Genomic DNA, 25,127 nt, shown 5'->3' on the forward strand with positions numbered 1-25,127 from the left:
CGCCGAGGCGGTGTTGTTGCGCTTTCGCGATAAAGAGCAACGCGAAGCCTTCTACCGCTTCTTCCGCGAACTGGAAGAACTTTATGAAATTCTCTCGCCCGATACTTTCCTGCGCCCGTACCTAGAGGATTACCAGCGCCTGCTAGAGATGTACCGCCTGCTGCGCTCCGCCTACGAGCCGCACGTCCAAGTGGACAAATCCTTGTTGTGCAAGACTGCCAACTTGTTGTGCAAGACTGCCGAAATCGTTCAGCAGCACAGTCACGTCGGCGCCATTCGCGAACCGCAAGCGACCTACGAATTGGGGCCGGCAGCACTGCTGAACCTACTGCGTGCGGAAAAACCTGAAACGGTCAAAGTCTTCAACTTGCTCAAAGAATTGCACCATTTGGTAGACGAACAGGGGAGCACCGCGCCCTACCTGCTCTCGATTGGCGAGCGTGCCGAGGAAATCCGCCGCCGCTTCGAGGAACGCCAAATCGAATCAGAGCAAGCGCTGCGTGAACTAGAGGAGCTGGTGCGGCAACTCCAAGAGGCCGAAGAAGAACGCCGCAGCAAGATGGGCGATCTGTCCGGTCGCCCCTACGCCCCCCAAGCCTTTGCTGTCGAGTGGTGGCTGCGCACTCATCAAATTGACCCTGGGCAGGCGCTTCAGGTGGCGCAAGCGATGGAAACTGCTTTTGCCGAATTTCCCCATTGGATGAGCGATCGCCGACAGGAGGGCGACCTGCGCACCCAACTCTATCGCGCCTTGCTGGACATCGGCGTTCGGGATGTGGTTCCCTGGGCCGATGCCATCCTGAACCTGTTGCGGAAGGCCGCCGAATGAGAACTACCCCTTTCCCCGAATGGCAACCGTTGGAGCAAGCCGTGCCCCGCGACCTGTTCCACGCCGAGGTGGCGTTTTGGGCAAAGCGCATTGGCGTGACGCCGCGCGAGATTCGCATTCGCCCGATGAAGCGCAAATGGGGCAGTTGCTCCTCGCATGGGCGCCTCACCTTCAATGCCGACCTGCTGCGCCAACCCGCCGAGTTTCGCCGCGAAGTCATCGTCCACGAATTGCTGCATCTGAAAGTGCCCAATCACGGAAAACTGTTCAAAGTATTGTTTAGAGCGTACCTGGAAAGCACATCGGAAAGCTAGGAGACGGAGGTCAGGCTAGTGGGAATCTGAGTTTGAGCAAAAGTGGCTGGATTCAGTAGGACGAGGTGATAGCATTTAGTTATTTGTGTGCCTATCTCCCCCTACCGCATCATGGGTGCGCTTCTCCGGCAACGTTGGCACTTGCCACCCATTGATCCAGAGTGTTGTAATGCTCTAAAGCAGGCGCTGGGCTGCGATGTCTCCCTGGCGGAAATTTATCTGCGGCGGGGCTTGACGACTCCAGCAGCCCTACAGGCCTTTCTCAAACCGGAAACAATGGACTTGCCGCCTCCCAATGCGGTCTTTCCAGACCTTGATCTGGCGGTGGAATTGCTGCAACAGGCGATCGCCCGCAGGGAGAAGATGAGGATCTGTGGCGACTATGATGCCGATGGCATGACCAGCACAGCACTCCTCCTGCGTGCTCTGCGCCACCTAGGGGCGGACATTGACTATGCGATTCCCTCCCGCATGCACGAAGGCTATGGTCTCAATGAGCGCATTGTTCAGGAGTGCTACGACCAAGGGGTCAAACTTATTCTCACGGTGGACAATGGCATTGCTGCCCTCGAACCCATTCTGAAGGCACGGGAACTGGGACTGACAGTAATTGTCACCGACCACCACGAGGTGCCGCCGCAACTCCCCCCTGCCCATGCCATTCTCAATCCTAAATTAGTGGCTGCAACTTCTCCCTACCATAGCCTTGCCGGCGTCGGGATGGCCTATATTCTGGCATTGTCCTTAGCGCAGCGTTTAGGGAAGTGGCGGGAACTGGTGCGTCCGTTGCGGGAGTTGTGCACCCTGGGGACGATTGCGGATCTCGCGCCTTTGACCGGCGTGAACCGCCGCTGGGTGAAGCAGGGGTTACAAACCATTCCCACCTCGCCCCTTGTGGGTATTCAAGCCCTGATGCAAGTGGCGGGGTGTTTGCCCACAGAAAACACCTCCCTCAAACCGGAAGCCGTGGGTTTTCGTCTAGGACCGCGTATCAATGCCGTGGGTCGCATTGGCGATCCGCAGGTGGTCATTGAGTTGCTGACCACAGAGGATGCCGGCCGTGCCCAGGAACTGGCTGCCATTTGTGAGGCAACGAACCGCCGCCGTCAGGAGCTGTGTGCAGAGATTGAAGCCCAGGCGATCGCCCACTTGGAAGCCACAGGCTTTGATCCCCAGCAGGAATGGGTTTTAGTCATTGTCCGGCCCCACTGGCACCACGGCGTGATTGGGATTGTTGCCTCCCGCCTGGTGGAGCGCTACGGCGTGCCGGTGTTTATTGGCACCTATGAGGACGAGACCACCATTCGCGGTTCCGCGCGCGGGATTCCAGAGTTTCATGTGTTTCAAGCCCTCGAAACCACTAGAGATCTGTTGTTGAAATACGGTGGGCATCAAGCCGCCGGCGGGTTTAGCCTACGGGCAGAGCATTTGGCGCCTTGGCGCGATCGCCTGCGGGAGTTTGCCCGCACCTGTCTCAAACCAGAGGATCTGCGTCCCCTGGTAACCCTGGATGCGGAAGTTTCCTTTGAGCAACTGAACTGGGACTTTTATACTCAAGTGGAGCAACTGCAACCCTTTGGCAGTGAGAATCCCCAGCCCATTTTCTGTAGTCGCGGGGTCAAGATTCTCGAACAAGCGCCCATGGGTCAGCAGGGGGAACACCTAAAACTGACGCTGGAGCAGAAGGGTCAGCGAATGCTGGCTAAGGCTTGGGGCTGGGGACAATTTTTCCCGTTGCCCCCTTGTGTGGATATTGCCTATCACCTCACGGCTCACAGGTGGAACGGTGAAATCCAGTTGGAACTGGAACTCAAGGGAGTCAAACCTTCACTGGCGTGGCACCTTCCCGATCCACCGAGTCCCCCAATTCCCCAGTGGCACCCCCTGCCGCCGTTGACAACGCTCCTACCGCAGTTGCAGGACAATGTCTTGCTCTACGGCTATGGTCGCCCTGACATCCCCCCTCATTTGACCAGGGCAACAATTCATTACGATCGCCCCCGCGATCGCTGTCGCACCCTCATCCTCTGGTCGCTGCCTCCTTCCGTCACCCATTTGCGCTGGCTATTGGCCGTGGCTCAGCCCGAAGTGGTTTATGTGGGAGAGCAACAACCGGCGATCGCCCCCCTGACCTCCCTTCTCCTCGCCGTTCAAAATCATCTCAGGGAAACCCCCCAGATCAATCTTTTAGCCCTGAGTCAAACCTATTGGATTGCCCCTTGTACGCTGGTGGCAATCCTGCGCCACTTGGGCTATTGCTGTGAGGACTTTGCCCCCACCTTGAGCATCACCGAGGAACTGGCACGATTGCACCGTTGGTATCAGCTGCAGGCCAAGGATTTGGCACGACTTGCCCAACGGTGGGGATCTCCTAGTTCTTAAAAATTCTTAAAAAGACAACGACTTACAAATTGCCGCGACGCACTGCCAACAGGAAAATAATCATCGGTCCTGCAATGCCAATCATCGTAATCATGGTTAGTTGGGCAATCACTTCAAAGTTAATATTGCCCAGAAACTCAACAATACGATTCAAAATTTCCATAGGTTCTCCCAAATTATCAGCGGTGGTGAGTTGGTGATTTTATTTTAGAGCAGGGGGGAGCACACTTTACCCGTAGCCCCCTAGGTAGGCAATCCTCCCCCAAGCCTCGGTTAAACTGTTAGAAGCAGAATTCTCGAACATGGGTCAGCAATGGGTGTAGAGAAGCTCGCGGCCTTGCGCGATCTCATTGGCGAACTCGATCAAGCCTTGATTGCTTACTCTGGCGGTATTGATAGTACGCTCGTGGCCAAAGTTGCTCAGGATGTCCTGGGCGATCGCGCCGTGGCTGTCACGGCGGTTTCCCCTTCCCTCTTTCCAGCGGATCTGGAGGAGGCGCGCATTCAGGCGGCGGCCATTGGCATTCGCCATGAACTCATTGAAACCCATGAACTGGAGAACCCCAACTACGCCACCAACCCTGTGAACCGTTGCTATTTTTGCAAAAGCGAACTCCACGACCGCCTGCGGGAATTGGCCCAGGCGTGGGGCTATGAGTACATTCTCGATGGCGTGAATGCCGATGACCTCCAAGACTATCGCCCCGGCATTGCAGCGGCCAAAGAACGGGGGGTGCGATCGCCCCTTGCCGAGGTGGGCATTACTAAGCTAGAGGTGCGCCAAATTGCCAAATCCTTGGGCTTGCCGTGGTGGAATAAGCCCGCCCAGCCCTGTCTGAGTTCACGCTTTCCCTACGGTGAAGAAATTACCCTTGCCAAGCTGCAACGGGTGGGCAATGCCGAATACTACTTGCGCCAGCAGGGCTGGGAACTCTGCCGCGTCCGCAGTCATGGCGATACCGCTCGCATTGAGGTACCCCAGGCGCAGATTGTTGACTTTGTAACGATGACTAACTTGGAGAAGCTGGTGAGCCACTTTCAGTCCCTGGGCTTTACCTATGTCACACTGGATCTGGAGGGCTTTCGCAGTGGCAAACTCAATGCGGGGATGGGGCGCGATCGCTAACGCGGTTGTAGGGACTGAGACTTTGGAGAATTTCCCGACCATAGCTGCGTGCCGTGAGCCGCCGATCTAAAATGGCCACCAGCGTTTCATCCTGACGCACAGGGGCAAGGACCCGATCCAGTACCGTTAAGCACTCCGGCAAGAGATACTGGCGAAACCAGTCCTGTTTTTGTTGCTTGTGCCACTCAATGCGGGCACTCACCACCGCTTTCTCCGGCGAGGGCAAGGGGAGGGTGGTTATGACCAACAGCGCCGGGCAGGGTAACTGCGCTCCATAGCGCAGCCAAAAGGTCTCCCCCGTTACTAAAATCGCGTTCCTGTCAAGGGTTGGCGTCTCCACCTGTACCCGCGAACCGTAGAGGGCGGCCAATTGCGCGGCCAACTGCTCCCGCAGGGGAACATCAGCGGCGAGGATCACTGCCCGTTGATGGCCAATTGTGCCAATGAGATCGTAGAGGCGCCGCAGGACGGCCGAGGCAAATTCTGGAGTATTGGGCAGGGGCAAGTCTTCCGCAATTAAGAGCGTAATGGCTTCGCTGTGGCGATCGCTGGCAAATTTAACCGTCGTTTGGGGCGGCAGCCCCAGTTCCTGCTGCACATAGGCCAAGGGGGAGTCCGTATCTGGTCCGCTCCCAATGAGAACAAAGGGTGCCTGCGACCAAAGCCCCTGAAAATAGGAGCGGAAATTGAGAGGGTGGCCTTGGAGACTGAAGTAGCCCACCGTGGGATGGCGGCGTCCCCAAATCACCGTATCATTGCGGTTGAGGTAGTCACGCAGTTGCACCCATTGGGAAGGCAGCGCCTGCGGCCATTGATTAAGCAGCTCAAGGAGGGGTTGCTGCTCCGAAGGGGTGAGTAGGTAGTCGCCGTAGGGGTTGTGGGGTCGCTGAAAGAGGTGCTGTGCCAGCTGAGCATAGACTTGGCGAATGGCGTCGCGAGCACCGGGAATGGCCAGTTTCAAATGCTCCCAATCGCTGGTGGTAATCGTGCAGGTCGTTTGCTGCTGGATAATTTGGGGCAATGCTTCAATGCCATCAATGACTGTGACGATATTGGGATGGGCAGTGGCTTGGCGACACCAGTCCTCGAGACTCATCACGAGTACCCCCTCAAAGGCTGGCTGCAGACAGTGACTGTGCTGAATGGGTTTTGTAACCGCAAGAAACGTCAGCAGTTCAGGAATTTCTTGATGCAGCAGCCGGGTGAGTCGCTCTTGGGGCACCACTAGCAGGGCAGGCTCAGGATATAACAGCAGTGGCAGCAGATAACTCAGGCCATAGCGATGCTGCAACACCGCTCGCTGGCTAACCTGCAGTAAGCACCCCCGCCGCAGCCGCAGGGCACGGGCAACCAACCGCGCCAACGTGAGATGATGAGGCCACCGGCGATCGCCACTGCTGCGTAAAAATGCCCGTAATTGGCGGTGAACCTCTGCCTCAATCACAATCTGCTCACTGTGGAACAACAATCCCCTATTGTGGCACGTCAACTTTGATCCGGTTGTTGTTTGCGTCGCTGTTCAAGGGCAGTACGGGCTTCTTCGCGATCATCAAAGTGGACTTTTTCAGTTCCAAGAATTTGGTAGTCCTCATGTCCCTTACCGGCAATGATCACGCCATCGCCGGGAGCTGCAGTTAGAATTGCCTGCCGAATTGCTTGGCGGCGATCAACCTCAACAATCATTGGTGTTTGCGCCGGGATACCGGCAAGGATGTCCTCCAGAATACGGCGGGGATCTTCAGTGCGCGGGTTATCGGAGGTGACCACTATTTGATCCGCAAGCCGGGCAGCAATGGCACCCATTTGCGGGCGCTTGGTACGGTCGCGATCGCCCCCACAGCCAAAGACACAGATCAGCTTGCCGGGAATGAAAGGACGGGCAGCCTGCAATAGGTTCTCAAGGCTATCGGGCGTATGGGCATAATCCACCAGCACCGTTATATCTTGGTCTGGACTCAGGCGCACCTGCTCCATCCGCCCCGGCACGCCCGGAAATTCGCAAATGGCCGCCAGCATTGCCTCCAAGGGGAGTCCCACCGCTGCCCCCATGGCGATCGCCCCTAGGGCATTGGCCACATTAAACTGTCCCACCAACGGCGCATCTAGGGTGCCGCTACCAATAGGCGTGTGAATAGTTCCCGTCACACCATTGGCACGATAGTTGAGATTCTCAGCCCGAAAATCAGCCTCCGCCCTTAGGCCATAGGTCCAGTAGCCCTGCGGTGGCAACTGCTGTGCTAGGCGCCGCCCAAAGGGATCATCGGCATTGAGAATGGCTCTACCCTTGAGGTAGTCCGGCGAAAACAGCTTAGCCTTAGCCGCAAAATACTCCTCTAGATCGCGGTGATAGTCCAAATGGTCTTGGGTCAAATTGGTAAAAGCCGCCACCTCAAACTGACAGCCCCACACCCGATCCTGCGCTAAGGCGTGGGAACTCACCTCCATCACCCCAAACCGACAGCCCGCCGCCACCGCCGCCGCCAATTGTTCCTGAAGGGTCACCGCAAAGGGCGTGGTGTGACTGGCAATCTCACAGTGTCCCGGCCAGCGACTGTAGAGTGTCCCCAAGAGTGCCGTTGGATGGCCGGCACGGTTGAGCAGGTGTTCCACCAAATGGGTTGTTGTGGTTTTGCCGTTGGTGCCCGTGACCCCCAAAAGACGGAGCTGTTGGCTGGGATAGCCATAGAATGCTGCGGCGAGGCGACCACAGGCGCGTTCAATATCGGGCACTACAATCACACAGGCCTCTCCCTCACGGGGTTTAGCTTGAGGAGACACCACCGCAGCGATCGCCCCTGCTGCCAAGGCACTCGGCCAAAAATTGCCCCCATCCACGCGCGTGCCGGGCAGGCCAATAAACAACGAGCCGTGCTGACACTCCCAAGAATTCGTCCTCAGGGACTTCACCTCTTGATCGAGGGCAGGATGCTCAAAGTTGGCCGTAATCGCTGCCGCCCTCAGGAGTTCCCGTAGGTTCATCGCCGTGCATCTCCAGTGATAGGCCGTTTAGCGTATTGTGGCACTACGGCAGTCGCCTGTGAAAGATACAGAAATAAGTTAATTCCAGTCCCAAGAACACACGTGCCAGTTTGTAAAGTGTCTAGAGTTGCACTGAAACCGCATGGACGGGGCTAGATAGGCGTAATTGCTGAACACAGCAGGTGATGGGAGTTGCAGGCTGTCTCTTTGGACTCCTGTGACGATTTTTGCCCAAAGCTTGCCTTTTGTTAAAAATCCGATAATCTAGTTCATAAAAATCCAATGAATTAATCTTTTATTAAGGTGTGGGTGTTGGGTGATGAGTGAGTGGCACAAGTTAGAGTGGAACATGAATGATCAGCAATGGCAAGCGATCGCCAATTCTCGCCGCCAAATTGAGCAATCGTGGCATAGGATAATTCGTCAGGTTCCAGCCCCCTCCCGAACCCCCCCGCAATCCTCAGACGCGATCACCATGCCAGCAGTTTCCCATCCGCGTTCGATTCAGCCCATCGGCATTCAGCCTTGGCAAGCCGAATTCACCAAAGAACGCTTTGCCTCCCGCTCACGAGTTCCCCTGAAACGGTTACAAGTGGAACTGCCGCAGTTTGCCAGCCGTCGTTAGTGCACTCCCTTTATCTCAGATGAGAGGTTCATAACTGTTATGTGTGGCATTGTTGGTTATATTGGCCCACAGCGAGCGGCACAAGTCCTGCTGCAGGGGCTGCAAAAACTGGAATATCGCGGCTATGATTCCGCAGGGATTGCCACACTGAATGAGGGTGAACTTCTCTGTGTCCGCGCCAAGGGGAAACTCCAAAACTTGGCTGAAAAAGTCGAACAACTTGACATTGTTGCCCATGTTGGCATTGGCCACACCCGTTGGGCAACCCACGGTAAACCAGAGGAACACAATGCCCATCCCCATCGCGACAGTCGCGATCGCCTAGCCGTGGTGCAAAACGGCATCATCGAGAACTACCGCGAACTGCGGCAGCAACTCCAAGCGCGCGGACACACTTTCCGCTCGGAGACCGATACAGAAGTCATCCCCCACCTCATTGCCGAAGCGTTGCCTGAGACCCCCACCCCCAATGGCCTCCTAGAAGCGGTGCGTCAAGCCATCCATCAATTGAAAGGCGCCTTCGCCATCGCCGTTATCTGTGCGGATTATCCCGATGAATTGATCGTGGTACGGCAACAAGCCCCCCTTGTAATTGGCTTTGGCCAAGGGGAATTCTTCTGCGCCTCGGATACCCCAGCCTTGATTCCCTACACCCGTGCTGTTTTGCCCCTAGAAAATGGGGAACTGGCCCGGCTGACGCCCACAGGGGTGGAAGTGTATGACTTTGAGGGACATCGCCTGCGCAAAACCCCCCGCACCCTCAACTGGAACCCCGTCATGGTGGAAAAGCAGGGCTTTAAGCACTACATGCTCAAGGAAATCTATGAGCAACCGGGGGTGGTGCGCACCTGCCTAGAGGACTATTTACGCACCGATTGGGAGGTGGACAGTCCCTTTAGCCCGGTGCAGTTGAACCTAGACCCCGGCCTCTTGGAGAATCTTCAGTACATTCAAGTCGTTGCCTGTGGCACCAGTTGGCACGCCGGTCTCGTGGGCAAATATCTGCTCGAGCAGGTGGCCCAACTTCCCACCAGTGTCCAATATGCCTCAGAGTTTCGCTATGCACCGCCGCCCCTGCTCCCCAATACCCTGACCATTGGTGTCACGCAGTCCGGGGAAACCGCAGACACCCTGGCGGCCCTAGAGATGGAACTAAAACGCCGCCAAGGACTTGAGGGCGCTTTCGCACCTCGTTTGCTGGGGATTACCAATCGCCCGGAAAGCAGTTTAGGGCATCTGATCCCCCACCTTATTGATACCCGTGCGGGGATTGAAATCGGCGTGGCCGCCACAAAAACCTTTGTTGCCCAACTGATGGCCTTTTACTTGCTGACCCTAGAGTTGGCGTGGCAACGCCAGTCCTGCGATCGCCCCCGGCTTGCGGAACTGGTTACCGGCTTGCGCCAATTGCCGGCTCAGATGGAGCAAATTCTAGAAAGCCAAGAACGCTACATTGAAGCCCTTTCCCACGACTTTGCTGAAACCCAAGACTTTATCTTTTTAGGACGCGGGATTAACTTTCCCATTGCCCTTGAAGGGGCGCTCAAACTCAAGGAAATTAGCTATATCCACGCTGAGGGGTATCCGGCGGGGGAAATGAAACATGGCCCGATCGCTCTCCTGGATGCTAAAGTGCCGGTGGTAACCATCGCCATGCCGGGCAGCGTCTTTGAGAAAGTCCTCTCCAATGCCCAAGAAGCCCGTGCCCGCGATGCCCGCCTCATTGGGGTCACCCCCCTTGATGAAGCTGAAGCGCAGCACACGTTCGATAACCTTTTACCCGTGCCTGAAGTGGATGAGCTTCTTTCCCCCATCCTGACGGTGATGCCCCTGCAACTGTTGGCCTATCACATTGCTGCCCGCCGTGGCTTAGATGTGGATCAGCCCCGCAACCTCGCCAAATCGGTGACCGTTGAGTAGCTTTCTATTTCAAGCATCCAAGGGGCAAGGCAACTGCAAATTCCTGCCACCCCCTAGTCAAGTCAAAAAATTAAATAAATTGTAATTAAGTCAAATTCAATAAATTATCTTCTTCGTGGGTCGAGATCACACAATCAGATGTGGGATAGGCTGCACACAATAGCACAAACCCTGCATCTAGCTCTTTTGGCTTCAAAAAGGAGTGATCTGACTGATCCACCGTGCCCTTGATCATGCGACCGGCACAGCTGACGCAGGCACCCGCACGGCAGGAGTAGGGCAGAGCAATCCCCTGGGCTTCAGCAGCATCGAGAATGTACTCGTCAGCGTGAACCCGGATGGTTTTGTTTAGACCTCTGGCTTCATTGACAAGGGTAACACTGTAAACTTTGTTATGATCCCGCTTTGTCATTTAATTTCTCCTAAAAGTTACCTTTGAAGTGCCTCTCTGTCTGCTTAACGCATAACTTTAGAGCGATCGCAACCGCGCAAGCTGTTGTAAAAGGCATATCTTAATAAGTTGCATTTTAGCAAAGGGAATCGGGCAAGTGAGTGTTACACAGCAGTGTTTATACTTTGAAACCATTTATTAGAATGATGAAGCTTCTGACTTGAGCTAATTGCGGGTTTCAGGAGCAGGTGGTGCACCCTGCGGTTGACTGGGGGAAACCCCCGATCGCCAGACTGCTCCAACAATGATGGCAACAACCACAAGGGCGATCGCCCCTAGACCCAAGAGGCTGGTTTTTGATCCTTGGTTCTCTTTTTCATGGACGGTTTCTTTGTTGTTTCCTTTGGGTTCGTTGTCGCTCTCACTGGCCAGGGTGTCTTTTGCCGGTTCGGATTCAGGGTGCAACTGGGTAGCTACGGCTGCCACCAATTCACGGTTAGGGGTTCGCCGCAGTTCGCCACTGAGTTCCATGCCCACAAGGGTTTCCTTGGCTCCCCGCAGATCAGATTTAATGCTTTGAAAAGCAATTGATTGCAGATATTGGCTAAACTCGGTATCCGCCATGGAGAGCAGGAGATAGGAGGCCTTGGCTTTACGCCCAAAGAGAATGACATCGCCGTGTTGTAATTCATGGCTACTGATGCGCTTGCCATTGACAAAAGTGCCGTTGGTGCTGGGTTTGCCATCGGCATTGCCATCCACAAGGCGATAGCGATAGCTGGTGGTACCGGGGATAGGTACCCGCAGGAGAATGGCGTGCTGGCGGGAAACGGTTTCAAAATCAATCACAATGGCATTACTCTCATCACGTCCAATGGAGTAGGCCGCTGCCTCAAGGGCGATCGCCCGCCGTCCCTTAGCGGTATTCAAAATTAAGACGTGACGTTCCTGTTGCAGGCTATTCATGCGATGTATCCCCCGTGTTTCAACAGCCCTCAAGAAATCATCCCCCTTGCAAATCTGAATACCTCTCGCCTTCCTCCTTGGTTAAAACAGGAGCGTTACAAAACATGACACTTCCACAAGTGGTCTAGGCTGTGTGCTTACTTCTACCTTTGCCTGTTTTACCTAGGGTTGCTGTGATATTGATCACATTTAAGAGAGTTTTTAGGAAGCGCCACAAATCGTAACAAGTCGTTATCCTTAACCCCAGGGCTAGGAAAGCGGCCTAAAATTAATTTGGTTACTGTGGATTCAATGGTGCTTGGAGCTTATTCCTATGGCCACGGACTTTAATCGCGGCATTATGAAGTTTGATGATGCCGACAGCCCAGCGATGATCGCGATTTCTGCCGTTTTGATTCTGGGCTTTATTGCAGCTCTGATTTGGTGGGCACTTCAGACCGCCTACGCCTAGGGGAGCGATCGCTCCAAATGGATCGTGTGCTCCGTGAGGGCTTCAAAGGTTTCATCGTGACTGATGACAAAAAGCTGATGAAAACTCTTGAGGTTGCTGAGGCTCTCGGCCAGTTGCTGGCGGCGCAGCTGATCCAGATTGGTGGTAGGCTCATCAAAAAAAGCAATGTCGGTGTTGACAAGTACCCGCAACAGGGCAAGGCGCACCGCAAGGGCAGCGCACATTTGCTCACCGCCAGAGAGGCTTTTGAAGGGTCGCCAGCAGCCCCCTTCATTCATCTGAATCTCATAGTCCGATGTCCATTGAAGCGCCACATCAGGACGGTTAAGGAGTTCGCGCAATAGGCGATCGGCTTCAGCGGAAACCGTGTGCAGATAGGCTTCACTGACGCGAGGGCCACTTTTGTGGAAAATGTTGCGAGCCGTCTCAATTAGGTAGTGGTGCTTTTGGGCAGCCACAAGCTGCTTTAGGGTCTCTTCCTTTTGGGCAGCAACTTCGTCAAGATACTTGAGGGTTCCTAGGCAGTTTTGATACTGCTTTTCCTTTTCGGGAAGGGCACCTAAAAGCCGTTGGTACTGGCGGTGTAAGTTCTCGTAGCGATCGCGAACGGCTTCCAGAGCAGCCAAGTCAACGCCTTGCTCTTGGGCTTTGTACTCTGCTTGGGCTTTGGCTAGGGCGGCTTTCAACTCATTGGCAGCTTGGGTGGCTGTTCTGAGGGCAGCTTCATAACTCTCGACTTGGGCGGCCTGCTGCTGGTGTTGAAGATAAGTATCATAGCTGGCGCGGAGGCGAGCAAGTTCATCGCTGAGCTGTTGTCGCTGTTCCTCAAGGGAGGCGTAGTGTTGGCGTTCCTCATAGAGGCGGGTGAGGCGAGCTTGGAGGGTGGCCTGTTCGTTGCACAAACGCTCATAGTCCGCCTCCAGTTGGGGGGCTGCTACCTGCTGCTCTAGTAATAGTTGTCGCTGGGCATGGGGTTGACCAAGGCTGGCGCGTTCTTTGCGCAATTGGTTCAGGCGGTGTTCTAGATCAACAAACTCTTTGCTCAAGGGTTCGAGGAGTTGCCGGCGATCGCCCAATTGCCTCAGCTCCGCTGCCAAACGGCTGCGTTCCTCCTCTAGGGCTTGGGCTTGCAAGAGCGATCGCTCTGCGGCAGCAGCGAGGGCAATATCGGCTTCTAACTGTTCCAATGTGCGAGTAAGGGCAGGAATGGCTTCAGGATCGGTGAGGGTTCGGCGCAGCGCCGTCAGTTGCTCCAAGAGCCAGTGATAATTCTGCTGAAGCTGCTGCAGGGCCCCTAGCCCCCGTTCAATGGCGGTGGCCACCAAGGAAAATTGCCGAACAGCCCTGAGGTCGGCCATCGCCGCCGTGACAAGGGCATCGGTTGCCGTGGCTTGGCTTTGAGCCGTGTTGAGAATGGGATCAAGGGTGGCCGCAAAGGCATGGGCAGCGGTGGCGTGGTTGAGTTGGGCTTGGAGGCGCTCTCGTTCTGCCTGTTTGGCACTCAAGGTGGCGGCCAAAGGACGCTGTTGCTCTAGGGCTTGCACCTGTTGAGTAATGTCCTCAAGGCGGGCTTGCAGGGTTGCCGCTTGTTGTTTGAGATGGCGCAGGGCCTGATCTGCCTGCTGAGCTTGCTGATAGCGCGCCTCCAGGGGGGCAATTTCGGCATCGAGGGCCTCGGCAGCGGTAATCTGGGGTTCAAGGGCAGCCAGTTGGCCGGCAATGGTGGCGATCGCTTGGCGCTGGCTTTCAATACTGGCTAATTGAGTGGCAAGCTTTTGTTGCTGCTGCTCAAGGCTGTGGATTTCCTGTTCTAGGGCAGCTCGTCCCCGCAGTTGCCGCTCGAGTTCTTGGGAGCGCGCCTCCAGTTGGCGATAGCGATCCCAGGCGGATTGCAGTTGCTGGCACCGGGCTTGACTCTCGCGGGCAGCGGTCAACTGATGCTGGCGATCGCGACAGAGTTCCTCCTGCTGACGGAGTTGGGCTTCGAGGCGTTCGCAGGTTTGCTCAAGGCGGCTCAACGTTTCAACAGCCGCTTCGTATTGCTGTTTTTGGGCGGCCAAGGCCTGACATTCTTGTTGTAATTCCTCGCACCGCCGGCGATCGCACTCTAGCGCCGCCGCCAAAGCCATTGCCTGTTGTTCATACTGGGGGCGAGTCGCCAATTCTTGTTCCTGTAGAGCCAACTGGCGCTTCAGCGACGCCACCTGCTCTTGGGAGAAATTGACAAGTGCTAAGGCGTTATCAAAGGCTTGGCGATAATCACTCACCTGTAAAATTGGGTCAAAGAGTTGGCGCCGCTGGGCGGGTGGCTTGAGAAAATCCGCCGTGATCATTCCTTGGGGAATGCCAATGATCTGCTCAAAGAGATCCCTAAGGGGAAAGGCGCTCCGGATACCGAGGTGCTCCCGCAACCATGCCTGAACATCTTCACGCGACGAGAGACCCAAGTCTCCCACTTGGGGATCGTAAATGGAGTACCCCGTTTGCGTATTGCGCCGCACCACGTAGGAGCGACCATCCACTGCCGAGATAAACTGCACCGTGGCTTCGGCCCGCCTGGCCCCCCTGCGAATAATGGCCCTATTAAAGCCACTGCCATACCCAGAGGTGGCATCGAAGAGTACCCAAGCAATGGCTTCAAAAAGACTGGTTTTGCCCGCCCCATTCTCACCGCAGATGACGTTCACTCCCGGCAGAAACTCAAAGGTACGCTCCTGATGAATCTTAAAGTTTTTTAGAGTCAGTCGTTGAATCTCCACGCACTCTCTCCAAGAATGCCTCATGCTTTTACAAAAATTTACTCGGGCTTAAGTCTTTTTGAAAAAGTGGCCGTTGACCAATGACTTTTTTTTAGGCTGGAGTTATAGTCATATCCCTGTTTCCAGAGTCAATATCAGCCCCTTGGTGACGCCGAATTCAGCCCCCTAGACTCTTGAAACTGGGTAGCCTAAGGTGGGGGGGTGCGTACTTTTTCGGGCATACCTTGAGTGCCGAGGGCTGATGATTTCCACACTACTACTTTCCCAAAGGCAGTTGAGTTGACAACTACAGCATTCCACCGCGAGAGGATTTGAACCGTGGATTTATTACATAAGCAGATTTTGGTTCTAAGTAACAAAATTGATGCCCTGTACCAGATTGTTGAACAACTTAACCAAAAGGTTTCTAAGGCCCTAGAGGAAGGACGGCTCAAGCCGTTGCCAGCAACCCCTGCTGAGGAGCCTCCTCTGGCAAGACATCGCCCTTTGAGGAGTACCCCAGAGCACAAGGATATTCTAGTGGATGATGACTACCCTCAGGCACGCCAGCTCAGCGGCGATCGCCCCCTGAGTCCAGAGATTCAAATTCAACGGCTCACGGCACAGCTCACCGCCGCCTACAACCAGATTGCTGCCCTTGAGGAGCGGTTGCTTTCCCACCACAGCCATAGCCACTGAAGGATGAAAACTCAGCCCCTGAGGTCAGCAAGTACCTGCTGTCGCCATTGGGCATTGCGGTGGCGATCGCTCCTAAATTCTAAAAGGCGTATCTTGGGCCAAGGGGTTTGGCGAAGCTGCGCCTCTATATCCGCCCAGTCTTGCAGGCAGTGGTAGGGAACGCCGTAGGCGGCGGCAAGGTAACGAAAATCCACCTGCTGGGGGGTGGCAAAAAAAGCCTCAAAGGGGGGATCAAACTGGCGAATGGGCAAATGCTCAAAAATGCCGCCCCCCTGATTATTGATCAGCAGCACCGTGAGACACCCTTGAAATTGAGGGGTGATCAGCCAGCCATTGGTATCGTGCAAGCAGGCCAGATCTCCGGTGATCAAGAGGGTGGGTTGACCGCGATGGGCCACCCCTAGGGCGCTGGAGAGGGTTCCATCAATGCCGTTGGCACCGCGATTAAAGTAAAAGCGATGGGGGCGATTACCGGCACGCCAAACACTCTCGACATCCCGCACGGGCATACTACTGGCCACAAAAATTGCCGTCTGCGTCGGCAGCCACTCTGGCAGGTGGTAAATTAATTTGGCTTCGCAAAACCAGTCAATGGTCTCAAAAAGCTGCTTTAGTTGCTCCCGCAACCGTTCATCCTGCTCTTGCCAGTCCTTGAGGTAGGGGTTGGCGGGCAGGGGGTCGGGGGGGCAGTCCACGTCTTGGGGAGCGATCGCCAGCGTCTGGCAGCGGCCATGGAGGGGATTGTTGTTATCCCCCGTAGGCTCCAGGCACCAGATCAGGGGATCGCAGGCACTCAGCCACTCCCGCAGGGGCTTACTGGTGGGCAATGGCCCCAGTTGAATCACCGCTTCAGGGCGCAGGCGTTCCCGTAGGAGGGCATCTCGCAGTAGTAGGTCGTAGTGGGCAATGCTGTGGGGCAGTCCCCGTGCTGAGGAAAGGGCATCGGCAAGCACCGGCCACTGGAGAAACCGACTCAGGCGATCAATCGCAGCAGCTTCGGCCACGGGATTCACGGTATGACTAGGTCCTGCAATAATCACCCCCCGCTGGATTTGTTGCCATGTTGGCCAAGGTAAAGGTGTAACGGTGCGAGGGTAAACAAAGGGTTGCACGTGGTCAAAGAAGTGCTCTGGCAGCGTTCCTTGAAAATTGGCCTCCAAGCGCAGGTCAAGGGGGTCTCGCAGGGGAATATTCAAATGCACCGGCCCCGGATCTGGCCAGAGAGCGGTTTGCCAACTATAGCAGAGGGTTTGCCGCAGATAGGGCAACAGGGGGAGTTCCGGCAGACTTAGTTCGCGATAGTGACGCACCGCCCGGCCATAGAGATGCACCTGATCAATGGCTTGCCCCGCCTGGCAAAAGCGCAATTCGGGGGGGCGATCGGCGGTCAGGACAATTAACGGTAAATGACTTAGGCTGGCTTCAAGAATTGCGGGGTAGAAATTGGCGGCAGCAGTGCCTGAAGTACAGACAAGGGCAACCGGTCGTCCCTGCTGTTGGACTAGGCCAAGGGCAAAAAAAGCCGCCGAGCGTTCGTCAAGAATCGGCAGAGCTTCAAGATGCCGATGGGCAGCAGCCGCGATCGCCAGGGGGCCAGAACGTGATCCCGGCGAGAGAACGACTGTCCGCAAGCCTAGACGGTAGAGGGTTTCAAAGAGGACGCTTGCCCAGAGGACATTGAGATTTTCCGTGAGAATCATCCATCAATGCGCCAATCTTGAAAAGTTGAAAATTAGAGTCTGCCTAGGGGGATTGCCCGTAGGGACTAACCAGTATGACACAACTGCCGCAGGGCAGCTTTGCAGGTAACCTAAACAGGCCTAGGTTTGAAGCGGGCAGTCGGAATCGAACCGACAACTTTAGCTTGGAAGGCTAAGGTTTTACCATTAAACTATGCCCGCAATCCCAAGGAATACTACACTAACATGACCTTGGGGCGATCGCAAAGGGCAATCCTAGGGAATGGTTGCCATCTTCACGTCGTTGCGATCCAAAATGCTTTGGAGTTCCTCAGCGTCAATCGTTTCTTTTTCAATGAGGACTTGGGCAATTTGGTCAAGGACATGGCGGTTGTTCACCAGTACCTCTTTGGCACGACGATAGGCCTGTTCCACGAGGTTGCGCACTTCGTCATCAATAGTGGCAGCCGTTTCCTCAGAGAAGTCCCGCTCCGCCATAATGTCGCGGCCCAGGAAGATATTCCCTGTTTGCCGTCCCAGAGCCACAGGCCCTAGGCGATCGCTCATGCCAAAGCGAGTGACCATTTGCCGCGCCACCCGTGCCACCTGCTGCAGGTCGTTCGAGGCACCCGTTGTCACCTCATCTTCGCCGAACACAATTTCCTCAGCAATGCGACCGCCAAGGGCTACGGCCATTTGGTTTTGCAGGTAGGCACGGCTATAGAGGCCAGAATCCATCTGATCCTCATTGGGGGTAAACCAAGTGAGACCCCCCGCCCGCCCGCGGGGAATAATGCTCACTTTTTGGACGGGATCGTAGTCGGGCATGAGGGCCCCCACCAGGGCATGACCCGCCTCATGGTAGGCAACTAACTTTTTGCGGCGATCGCTCATGACACGGTCTTTTTTCTCAGGCCCGGCGAGGACGCGATCAATGGCATCGTTAATCTCATCCATGGAGATTTCGGTGAGGTTGCGTCGAGCCGCAAGAATGGCTGCTTCGTTGAGCAGGTTCGAGAGATCCGCACCCGTGAAGCCGGGGGTACGGCGTGCAATTTTCTCGAGATCCACGTCCTTAGCAAGCGTTTTGCCACGGGCATGGACTTTGAGAATATCGAGGCGACCTTTGTAATCGGGACGATCCACCACTACTTGGCGGTCAAAGCGACCCGGACGCAACAGGGCTGCATCCAACACATCCGGACGGTTTGTGGCGGCAATAACAATAATCCCGGTATTGCCCTCAAAGCCATCCATTTCCGTCAAGAGTTGGTTGAGGGTTTGCTCCCGTTCATCGTTGCCACCCCCTAGACCGGCACCCCGTTGGCGACCGACGGCGTCAATCTCATCAATGAAAACAATACAGGGGGCATTGGCTTTGGCTTGCTCAAAGAGATCCCGCACCCGTGAAGCGCCGACCCCCACAAACATTTCCACAAACTCAGAACCGGAAATTGAGAAGAAGGGCACACCGGCCTCACCGGCCACCGCGCGCGCAAGGAGGGTTTTACCAGTTCCCGGAGGGCCTACAAGGAGAACCCCCTTGGGAATTTTGGCTCCCACTTCAGTAAAGCGATCGGCATACTTGAGGAATTCCACCACTTCGCCCAGTTCTAGCTTGGCCTGATCAATCCCCGCCACATCATTAAAGGTCACTTGGGTTTGGGGTTCCATCTGTACCCGTGCCCGGGACTTACCGAAATTCATGGCTTGGTTGCCAGGCCCCCCTTGGGCACGCCGCAGGAGGAAAAAGAGCAGTACCAACAGACCAACGGGAACGAGCAAGCTGCTGAGGGCGCGGAACCAAAAGCCATCATTGCTTTGGGGCAAGACGGCGATGTCCACGTTGTTGGTCGTAAGAATGTCGAGGAGTTCAGGATCATTGGGAAGATTGACAAGAACCCGCGTGCCATCTTGGGTTATGGCTTGAGCTTGGGAGCGGTCAGGGGTGATACTGACTTTAGTGATTTGCTTACTTTCGACCTGTTGGATGAATTCACTGTAGGGCCATGTTTGCTTGGTCGTGGGTTGGCGATCAAAGAAGGCCGTGGCCAGAGCCAGCACCACGATTCCCAGAAGAACGTATAAACCTGCGTTTCGCCATTGTTTATTCACCGATCGCCATCCTCCGCTAGGAAAAGTGAAAAGTCTTTACATAAGTTCATACTAACGCATTCTTTCGCAACCCTAGGTGAGCAGTTCCGTGGTTAAGATCGTCAATATCCATGATAAGCCGTCAGAAAATGCTCGATTTAGACACCTGCTACCGGGTACTGGAGTTAGAGCCGGGGGCGACCCTAGAGGAAGTGAACCGGGCTTATCGGGACTTGGTGTTCATTTGGCATCCCGATCGCATCCCCAAGGACAACACACGGCTAATCGAAAAGGCACAAGAGAAAATTAAGCAATTTAATGAGGCGCGAGATCAACTACGGCGGCATCTTGCTAGACACAGCAGCCAAACCTCCCAGTGGGCTGCCAGCCAGCGGCAAAGCTATCATTCCTCACCGCCGCCGCGCTATCCATCCAATCCCTACACCCATCGCAGCTCTCATGGGAGCCGTGAGCAGCAAACCACACAGCACACCTATGGCCAACCCTACAACCATTCCTACAGCAGCTATCAACGCCAAAGAACCGCTGCCCCACCCCCCCCAGAGCCACCACGCACAACGCCTCCCCACAAAGATATGTCGGGGGTGAACTTACAGGGGGCAAACCTGAGCGAAAAGGACTTTGAAGGGCGCAACCTTAGCCATGCCAACCTCAGTTATGCCGATCTCAGTGATGCCTTTTTGCATCGAGTGATTCTCCACCGCGCCAACTTACGCCACGCCAATCTCTTTCGTGCCAATTTACTGCAAGCGGATCTCAGCTATGCTGACCTACAGGAGGCCAATCTCATTGGCGCTGACTTGAGTGGTGCCGACTTGCGAGGCGCTGATCTGCGGGGGGCAAAAATGAGTCAGGGCAACCGTCTCTTGGTGAAGCTGACGGGCGCACGTCTGACAGGGGCAATTATGCCCGATGGTCACGTCCATACCTAGGCCTGAATCACGCCCTTGGAACTGGGAATCTGCTGACTGCGACGGGGATCAATGGCGATCGCCATGCGGAGGGCACGGGCAAAGGCTTTGAAGGTGGCTTCAATAATGTGGTGGGAGTTCAGGCCGTCTAATTGGCGGATATGCAGCGTCATGCGGCTATGGTTCACCAAAGCAACAAAAAACTCCCGCACCAGTTGCGTATCATAGGTGCCCACCCGCTGCGTAGGAATCTGTAATCCATAGCTAAGGTGGGGGCGTCCCGAAATGTCTAGGGCCACTTCCACGAGGCTCTCGTCGAGGGGGGCAACAAAGTGGCCAAAACGATGAATCCCTCGGCGATCGCCCAAGGCTTGATCCAAGGCCATCCCCAAGGTAATGCCCACATCCTCATTGGTGTGGTGGTCGTCAATATGGGTATCCCCCCTGGCCTGCACGCGCAAATCCACCAACCCGTGGGAGCAAAGCTGATCCAGCATGTGATCTAGAAAGGGAATCCCTGTGTGATTCTCCCCTAGACCGGTGCCATCAAGGGTGAGTTCCACGTGAACTTGGGTTTCTTTGGTCTGGCGATCAACCGTGGCTTGACGCAACAGAGATCCATGGCCATTGCCGAGGAGAGAGTCATTCATGCAGCACTACTGACGCGGTTGGGAATTGGCAGAGGTGGCTGGCGGTGGACTCGCCGCAGGCGTTCCCGAAGGAACTACCCCCGTACGCGGAAAGGGCACATCCACAAAGCCTAATTCTAGCAATTGCTGATAGGCCTTTTGTCCCAGTTCGCGGGTGGGGTTTTGGCTGCGGATAATTTCCACTAAAAGGGGCACTGCCAGTTCGGGTTGGTTATTGGCGCGATAGACCAAAGCCAGTTGAAAAGTGGCTTGATCTCGCAGTTGCGCTGCTTCTAGAGCACGGCGACGGTGGCTATCGGCAGCCGCAGTATCAATGCCCAAAAAGCTAGAGTTGAGGGACTGGTAAAAGTTTGAAAGTTGGTTCATGACTGTACGGGCTTCCAATAGCTTGCGAGCGGCGACGGCATAATTTTGGCTATTAACCGCGGCGGCAGCTTCATCCATCAAGCGCTTGCCCCCCTCAAGGGTATAAATTGAAGAACTGGGTGGGGGGGTGGGATTGACAATTTGGACATTGGGGCTAGCAGGCCGATTCTGAGCAAACACTGCCCGCGGGAGTACCCCTAGGAGTAACACCCCCAAGAGCAGGGATGATTTCGACCGGTGAGCAAACGTATTTAGGGGCATGGTGCGAAGCCTTTACTTAAGATAGAGGCAGTCAAGGGGATAATGAACAGACAATTAACATCGCGTATCTTACCATCAAGTCATGACAGCCCGTGCAGCATTCTAAGTTCCAATTCTCCTCAACACTGAGGTTAGGGCCATGGTAAACCCCATTCCTCAGGGGACAACTGTCTATGATGCCATTCGTGAACGGCGCCGCCAATTGCAAAATAAACGCCGCTGGCGGCAACTGGCAGGGCTTTGGCGTACCAGTGTCCTTTTGACCTTAACGGGGGGGTTGGTCTGGGGGTTGACATTGCCGGACTGGATTATCCGCCGTTCTGAGCAAGTGGTGATCCGCGGCAATCAACTATTGAAAACGGAAGCGTTGCAGGCACAATTGCCCCTTGAGTACCCTGAGTCCCTGCTGCGTTTGCGGCCACGGCAGATCATTCACACTTTGGAAACCACGCTACCCTTACAACGGGTAACAATTGCCCGCCAACTCTTTCCGCCAACCCTGATTGTTGAAGTCCAAGAACGCCAACCTGTCGCAGTTGCCACCTGTAATCAATGCTGGGTAATGAGTGAAACCGGACGGCTGCAAGGGCCTGCCAGTCGCTGGTTGGTGGATGGTCTTGGATTTGTTGCCCCCCTGAGTAGCTATCGGGCTGGTGCCCTGAAACCGATGCCCACCCTCCAGTTGCAGGGGTATTTTGTCCCCGTTAAGGATCCACCGCGTCCGCAGACAATGGCCGTGGATGGCGATCGCCGCCAGCAGTGGCAGCAGATTTACCAAATTCTCCAGCAGCAAGATTTACCTCTTACAGGTTTAGATTGGCGCAATGAACAGACTCTAATTGTCCAAACCCCTCTTGCGCCGGTTCACCTTGGGGTAGTGCGATGGGATAGCCCCACCTTCAAAAAACAACTCAATGCCTTAGCCAGTCTTAGGCAGCTACCCCAGTACTTGGATCCTCGGCAAATCGTCTTCATCGATCTGGTCAACCCCGATGAACCCTTAGTGCAACTGCGGCAGCAACCGACACAACAGCCCCTTGCGCGCAGCAATTAAGGGGCAATAGCACAGCATAATAGAGAGGTTAGCTTGGAGTGGCCTGTCAATGAACCCCCTGAAGTTCGGCCCAATCCTCCGCCGGTGGGTGATGGTGCTCAGCGCCCTTCTACTGGTGAGTTGCACGTCACTCTCCTCAGTGGCTGACACCAGTTCAATTCCAGGAGCACAAAGCCCAACCCCTATGGCCAATTTACCCCGACTCAATGGCGATGCAACAGTGGTGCTGACGGTCAACGATCGCCCGATTACGATTCAAGTAAGGGGGGATGCTGCCCCGATTACCGCCGGCAACTTTGTGGATTTAGTGAATCGCGGCGTCTATGATGGCACGATTTTTCACCGCGTCGTTCGTGAACCCCGCCCCTTTGTGGTTCAAGGGGGGGATCCCCAGACCAAAGACCCCAGCGTGCCGCCGCAACGCTACGGCACCGGTTCATTTATTGACCCAGCGACGAATCGCCCCCGCTATATTCCCCTAGAAATTCTAGGTCAGGGCAGCGATACCCCCACCTATAGCCAACCGGGCAAAGTCTCACCCGTTCTGAATCATAGGCGCGGTGCGGTGGCCATGGCGCGATCGCAACTCCCCGATTCGGCCTCAGCTCAGTTTTACATTGCCCTTGATCAATTGGATTTTCTGGATGGCAACTATGCGGTCTTTGGCTATGTCACCGAGGGCATGGACGTGGTGGACACCATCCAGCAGGGCGATCGCCTACAATCTGCTAAAGTTGTGGCCGGTTTGGAAAACCTACAGCAGCCATAGCAGAGCGACGGCGAAAGCGTTGCCGCAGGGCGGGTAGGAGTCGTAAACACAGGGCATAGGTAAGCAGTCCGGCAATCACGCCCACCCAAAGACTGCCAAAAATCAGAATCATTGCCATTTGCCCCCCCTGTTCTAGGAGCTTTTCCCAAGACTGCCATTCACCCAAGGATAGGGAAGGCTGCCCCATGAGCCACCAGCCCACCTGAAAGTTAAACCAATAGAGGGGCACATAGGTGAAGGGATTGCTCACCCAAGTGGCAAGGGCGGCCAACGGCTTATTGCCCCGCACTAGGAGCGCTACACTGACGGCAATGAGCATCTGACCCCCAAAGAGGGGAAGCATGCCGGCAAAAACTCCTGCCCCAAGACCACGGGCAATACTTTCGGTGCTACTGTGGGAGCGCATCAGGCGCAAATAGTGATAGCGCAGCGATCGCCGCCAAGCCTGCAGCCAGCGGGGCTGTCGAGAGGGCTGAGGAAAAGACAACCGCATCATAGGGGAGTTTCGAGAATGTCCAAAGGTTGGCAAAAGGGGTGAACGATGGTCTTTGCTTAGCAGTTTGACATATTTTACTTAGACAGTGCTAGGGGGCGTATTTTGGGGCTTGCCCAATCCCAGTGCCAAAAAGCCAAGGGCGATTACCATCATCACACTGCTTTGCCAAGCAGGCGCCACCCCACCCCAGCGATCAAAGACCCACCCTGCCCATGCGGGCCCGGCAATTCCGGCCACACTTTGCAGCGATTGGCTGGCGCCGATAATTTTCCCCTGATCTTGATCTCGCACCCGATTGGAGATCACGCCCCGCAGGGAGGGCAACATAATGCCCACCCCAAAGGCCAAACCCACAACGCACCCATAGAGGAGTGGCACACTCAGGCTGCCAACACTGGGAACGGCGGCAATCCCTAACAAGGCCAAGGCCACGAGGAGGAGTCCCCCCCAGCTCAAACGTTGCTCGCCAAACCGAGGGATCAACGAGCGAATTAAACCCGCTTGGACAATCGTACTCACCACGCCAATAATGACAAAAATGATTCCCGCCTGGGCGGGTCCCCAACTCAGTTGCCGCTTCAAAAAGAGGACAAAAATACTAGTAAACCCCGCAAAGGCAAAGTTAAAGATAAAAAAGGCCATCAGCAAGGCTTGCAGTGTGCGTTGATTGAATAGCGTTAACCACTGCTGCTGCAGGGCAAAGCCCTTTAGGGTTAGGGGCGATCGCTGAGTTGCAGGCAACGACTCCGGCAAGATGAAATAAGCCAAGACTACATTGGCTAGGGCCAAGGCGGCGGCAAACCAAATTGGTAACTTGAGGTCAATCGCTGCTAGGCTGCCCCCAATCGCCGGCCCAAAGATGAAGCCAATGCCAAAAGCTGCCCCCGTTAAACCAAAGTTCTTGGCTCGATCGGCCGGGGCGGAGGTATCGGCAATATAGGCCTGAGCCGTTGAAACCACGCCTCCCGTGAGGCCATCAATAATTCGCGAAACAAAGAGCAGCCAAGGTACCGTAGCCACAGCAAAGAGAATATAGGAGAGCGCAGTGCCGGCAATGCAAATCAGCAACACCGGACGACGTCCCCAGCAATCGGAAAGGGCACCCAGGAGGGGAGCAGCCATGAATTGGGCAGCGGCAAAGGCAGAAAATAGCAGGGTCAGGCTCAACGCATCAAAGTTAAACCGCTCCACAAAGAAGGGCAAAATGGGGAAAATGAGACTCTCACCCAAGCGGTCGATGACAATTGTGAGCAGAACAATGAATAATGGTGAGCGCAAGTTGATCCCCATTGATGTGATACGTCCCCATGTAATGGATGCCTGACCTATCGGGTTTTGACCCCCAGAAAAAGGCAGTACAATAAAAGACTACAACTTAACACAATACAGCCCTTTTCCCACTGATC

Annotated in this window: 22 protein-coding genes, 1 tRNA gene and 1 pseudogene; 11 read left to right on the top strand and 13 right to left on the bottom strand. The window is 55.2% G+C overall.

Annotated elements, in window-relative coordinates; genetic code table 11:
• From Q0683_RS07195 to recJ, 3 genes and pseudogenes are all read left to right on the top strand, one after another.
• Window positions 1–829: pseudogene (locus Q0683_RS07195) on the top strand (type I restriction endonuclease subunit R); the annotation flags it as partial.
• Entirely contained in the window at window positions 826–1,143 is a 318-nt protein-coding gene (locus Q0683_RS07200) for a M48 family metallopeptidase (RefSeq protein WP_366142736.1), read from the top strand. The pseudogene Q0683_RS07195 and the gene Q0683_RS07200, both read left to right, overlap by 4 nt.
• An 87-nt stretch (window positions 1,144–1,230) precedes the next feature.
• Entirely contained in the window at window positions 1,231–3,525 is a 2,295-nt protein-coding gene (gene recJ / locus Q0683_RS07205; RefSeq protein WP_298977006.1) for a single-stranded-DNA-specific exonuclease RecJ, read from the top strand.
• A gap of 22 nt (window positions 3,526–3,547) precedes the next feature.
• Here the strand turns inward: recJ and Q0683_RS07210 are convergent, their stop codons facing one another.
• Window positions 3,548–3,679 (bottom strand): photosystem II reaction center protein Ycf12/Psb30, encoded by a 132-nt coding sequence (locus Q0683_RS07210; protein WP_298615073.1) that lies wholly within the window; start codon window positions 3,677–3,679, stop codon window positions 3,548–3,550.
• A 159-nt stretch (window positions 3,680–3,838) separates the two neighbouring features.
• Between Q0683_RS07210 and larE the strand changes: the two genes are divergently transcribed.
• The gene (larE, locus tag Q0683_RS07215; RefSeq protein ID WP_298615016.1) at window positions 3,839–4,651 is read left to right on the top strand and encodes an ATP-dependent sacrificial sulfur transferase LarE; all 813 of its coding nucleotides are present in this window, start codon (window positions 3,839–3,841) and stop codon (window positions 4,649–4,651) included.
• Here larE and Q0683_RS07220 read toward each other — a convergent pair.
• Both Q0683_RS07220 and Q0683_RS07225 read right to left on the bottom strand, forming a co-directional pair.
• A complete protein-coding gene (locus Q0683_RS07220) occupies window positions 4,623–6,095 on the bottom strand; it encodes a helicase C-terminal domain-containing protein (RefSeq protein ID WP_298977007.1) in 1,473 nt (490 codons plus the stop codon). The two genes, larE and Q0683_RS07220, sit on opposite strands and share 29 nt — an antisense overlap.
• Before the next feature lie 41 nt (window positions 6,096–6,136).
• Window positions 6,137–7,630, bottom strand: a complete 1,494-nt coding sequence (locus Q0683_RS07225; RefSeq protein WP_298977008.1) for a UDP-N-acetylmuramoyl-L-alanyl-D-glutamate--2,6-diaminopimelate ligase — start codon at window positions 7,628–7,630, stop codon at window positions 6,137–6,139.
• A 349-nt stretch (window positions 7,631–7,979) separates the two neighbouring features.
• Here Q0683_RS07225 and Q0683_RS07230 point away from each other — a divergent pair, with 349 nt between their 5' ends.
• Complete coding sequence (locus Q0683_RS07230; RefSeq protein WP_298977010.1) at window positions 7,980–8,255, top strand: hypothetical protein; 276 nt, start codon at window positions 7,980–7,982, stop codon at window positions 8,253–8,255.
• A 39-nt stretch (window positions 8,256–8,294) separates the two neighbouring features.
• Window positions 8,295–10,175: a glutamine--fructose-6-phosphate transaminase (isomerizing) gene (gene glmS / locus Q0683_RS07235; protein WP_298977013.1), complete on the top strand. Its 1,881-nt coding sequence runs from the start codon at window positions 8,295–8,297 to the stop codon at window positions 10,173–10,175.
• A gap of 85 nt (window positions 10,176–10,260) precedes the next feature.
• Here the strand turns inward: glmS and Q0683_RS07240 are convergent, their stop codons facing one another.
• Together Q0683_RS07240 and Q0683_RS07245 are read right to left on the bottom strand one after the other, a co-directional pair.
• Entirely contained in the window at window positions 10,261–10,587 is a 327-nt protein-coding gene (locus tag Q0683_RS07240; RefSeq protein WP_298615029.1) for a 2Fe-2S iron-sulfur cluster-binding protein, read from the bottom strand.
• Window positions 10,588–10,791: 204 nt separating this feature from the next.
• Window positions 10,792–11,532, bottom strand: coding sequence for an FHA domain-containing protein (locus Q0683_RS07245; protein WP_298977015.1), 741 nt, complete (start codon window positions 11,530–11,532; stop codon window positions 10,792–10,794).
• A gap of 313 nt (window positions 11,533–11,845) precedes the next feature.
• On the opposite strand from Q0683_RS07245, the gene Q0683_RS07250 reads away from it, so the two are divergent.
• Entirely contained in the window at window positions 11,846–11,983 is a 138-nt protein-coding gene (locus Q0683_RS07250; RefSeq protein ID WP_298615033.1) for a hypothetical protein, read from the top strand.
• On the opposite strand, the gene Q0683_RS07255 is transcribed toward Q0683_RS07250, so the two are convergent.
• On the bottom strand, window positions 11,980–14,742 hold the full coding sequence (locus tag Q0683_RS07255; protein ID WP_298977018.1) for an SMC family ATPase: 2,763 nt from the start codon (window positions 14,740–14,742) through the stop codon (window positions 11,980–11,982). The two genes, Q0683_RS07250 and Q0683_RS07255, sit on opposite strands and share 4 nt — an antisense overlap.
• Window positions 14,743–15,060: 318 nt before the next feature.
• On the opposite strand from Q0683_RS07255, the gene Q0683_RS07260 reads away from it, so the two are divergent.
• On the top strand, window positions 15,061–15,420 hold the full coding sequence (locus Q0683_RS07260) for a hypothetical protein (RefSeq protein WP_298615038.1): 360 nt from the start codon (window positions 15,061–15,063) through the stop codon (window positions 15,418–15,420).
• A gap of 11 nt (window positions 15,421–15,431) precedes the next feature.
• Here the strand turns inward: Q0683_RS07260 and menD are convergent, their stop codons facing one another.
• The 3 genes from menD to ftsH3 all read right to left on the bottom strand — a co-directional run bounded on the left by menD (window position 15,432) and on the right by ftsH3 (window position 19,214).
• Complete coding sequence (gene menD / locus Q0683_RS07265) at window positions 15,432–17,120, bottom strand: 2-succinyl-5-enolpyruvyl-6-hydroxy-3-cyclohexene-1-carboxylic-acid synthase (protein ID WP_298615040.1); 1,689 nt, start codon at window positions 17,118–17,120, stop codon at window positions 15,432–15,434.
• Window positions 17,121–17,250: 130 nt separating this feature from the next.
• Window positions 17,251–17,321, bottom strand: a tRNA-Gly gene (locus Q0683_RS07270).
• A gap of 54 nt (window positions 17,322–17,375) precedes the next feature.
• Window positions 17,376–19,214, bottom strand: a complete 1,839-nt coding sequence (gene ftsH3, locus Q0683_RS07275) for an ATP-dependent zinc metalloprotease FtsH3 (protein WP_298615042.1) — start codon at window positions 19,212–19,214, stop codon at window positions 17,376–17,378.
• A 110-nt stretch (window positions 19,215–19,324) separates the two neighbouring features.
• On the opposite strand from ftsH3, the gene Q0683_RS07280 reads away from it, so the two are divergent.
• Window positions 19,325–20,146, top strand: a complete 822-nt coding sequence (locus tag Q0683_RS07280; protein ID WP_298977020.1) for a pentapeptide repeat-containing protein — start codon at window positions 19,325–19,327, stop codon at window positions 20,144–20,146.
• Here the strand turns inward: Q0683_RS07280 and hisB are convergent.
• Together hisB and Q0683_RS07290 are read right to left on the bottom strand one after the other, a co-directional pair.
• Window positions 20,143–20,775 carry an imidazoleglycerol-phosphate dehydratase HisB gene (gene hisB, locus Q0683_RS07285; protein WP_298615047.1) on the bottom strand — a complete coding sequence of 211 codons (633 nt, stop codon included), beginning with the start codon at window positions 20,773–20,775 and terminating at the stop codon, window positions 20,143–20,145. The genes Q0683_RS07280 and hisB overlap by 4 nt on opposite strands.
• A gap of 6 nt (window positions 20,776–20,781) precedes the next feature.
• The gene (locus Q0683_RS07290) at window positions 20,782–21,402 is read right to left on the bottom strand and encodes a hypothetical protein (RefSeq protein WP_298977023.1); all 621 of its coding nucleotides are present in this window, start codon (window positions 21,400–21,402) and stop codon (window positions 20,782–20,784) included.
• Window positions 21,403–21,541: 139 nt separating this feature from the next.
• Between Q0683_RS07290 and Q0683_RS07295 the strand changes: the two genes are divergently transcribed.
• Together Q0683_RS07295 and Q0683_RS07300 are read left to right on the top strand one after the other, a co-directional pair.
• A complete protein-coding gene (locus Q0683_RS07295; RefSeq protein ID WP_298615052.1) occupies window positions 21,542–22,456 on the top strand; it encodes a cell division protein FtsQ/DivIB in 915 nt (304 codons plus the stop codon).
• Window positions 22,457–22,505: 49 nt separating this feature from the next.
• Window positions 22,506–23,225 carry a peptidylprolyl isomerase gene (locus Q0683_RS07300; protein WP_298615054.1) on the top strand — a complete coding sequence of 240 codons (720 nt, stop codon included), beginning with the start codon at window positions 22,506–22,508 and terminating at the stop codon, window positions 23,223–23,225.
• Here Q0683_RS07300 and Q0683_RS07305 read toward each other — a convergent pair.
• Both Q0683_RS07305 and Q0683_RS07310 read right to left on the bottom strand, forming a co-directional pair.
• On the bottom strand, window positions 23,185–23,721 hold the full coding sequence (locus Q0683_RS07305; protein ID WP_298615057.1) for a DUF2062 domain-containing protein: 537 nt from the start codon (window positions 23,719–23,721) through the stop codon (window positions 23,185–23,187). The genes Q0683_RS07300 and Q0683_RS07305 overlap by 41 nt on opposite strands.
• A gap of 78 nt (window positions 23,722–23,799) precedes the next feature.
• Window positions 23,800–24,999, bottom strand: a complete 1,200-nt coding sequence (locus tag Q0683_RS07310; protein WP_298615059.1) for an MFS transporter — start codon at window positions 24,997–24,999, stop codon at window positions 23,800–23,802.
• Between the last annotated feature and the right edge of the window lie 128 nt (window positions 25,000–25,127).

The organism is uncultured Thermosynechococcus sp., from assembly GCF_938074695.1.
In the GTDB taxonomy this organism is placed as follows: Bacteria; Cyanobacteriota; Cyanobacteriia; order Thermosynechococcales; family Thermosynechococcaceae; genus Thermosynechococcus.

Coding starts and splice junctions, on each gene's coding strand:
- Q0683_RS07200 (WP_366142736.1), top strand. CDS start 826: ATGAGAACTACCCCTTTCCCCGAATGGCAACCGTTGGAGCAAGCCGTG.
- larE (WP_298615016.1), top strand. CDS start 3,839: ATGGGTGTAGAGAAGCTCGCGGCCTTGCGCGATCTCATTGGCGAACTC.
- Q0683_RS07225 (WP_298977008.1), bottom strand. CDS start 7,630: ATGAACCTACGGGAACTCCTGAGGGCGGCAGCGATTACGGCCAACTTT.
- Q0683_RS07230 (WP_298977010.1), top strand. CDS start 7,980: ATGAATGATCAGCAATGGCAAGCGATCGCCAATTCTCGCCGCCAAATT.
- glmS (WP_298977013.1), top strand. CDS start 8,295: ATGTGTGGCATTGTTGGTTATATTGGCCCACAGCGAGCGGCACAAGTC.
- Q0683_RS07240 (WP_298615029.1), bottom strand. CDS start 10,587: ATGACAAAGCGGGATCATAACAAAGTTTACAGTGTTACCCTTGTCAAT.
- Q0683_RS07245 (WP_298977015.1), bottom strand. CDS start 11,532: ATGAATAGCCTGCAACAGGAACGTCACGTCTTAATTTTGAATACCGCT.
- Q0683_RS07250 (WP_298615033.1), top strand. CDS start 11,846: ATGGCCACGGACTTTAATCGCGGCATTATGAAGTTTGATGATGCCGAC.
- menD (WP_298615040.1), bottom strand. CDS start 17,120: ATGATTCTCACGGAAAATCTCAATGTCCTCTGGGCAAGCGTCCTCTTT.
- Q0683_RS07280 (WP_298977020.1), top strand. CDS start 19,325: ATGATAAGCCGTCAGAAAATGCTCGATTTAGACACCTGCTACCGGGTA.
- hisB (WP_298615047.1), bottom strand. CDS start 20,775: ATGAATGACTCTCTCCTCGGCAATGGCCATGGATCTCTGTTGCGTCAA.
- Q0683_RS07290 (WP_298977023.1), bottom strand. CDS start 21,402: ATGCCCCTAAATACGTTTGCTCACCGGTCGAAATCATCCCTGCTCTTG.
- Q0683_RS07295 (WP_298615052.1), top strand. CDS start 21,542: ATGGTAAACCCCATTCCTCAGGGGACAACTGTCTATGATGCCATTCGT.
- Q0683_RS07300 (WP_298615054.1), top strand. CDS start 22,506: ATGAACCCCCTGAAGTTCGGCCCAATCCTCCGCCGGTGGGTGATGGTG.
- Q0683_RS07305 (WP_298615057.1), bottom strand. CDS start 23,721: ATGATGCGGTTGTCTTTTCCTCAGCCCTCTCGACAGCCCCGCTGGCTG.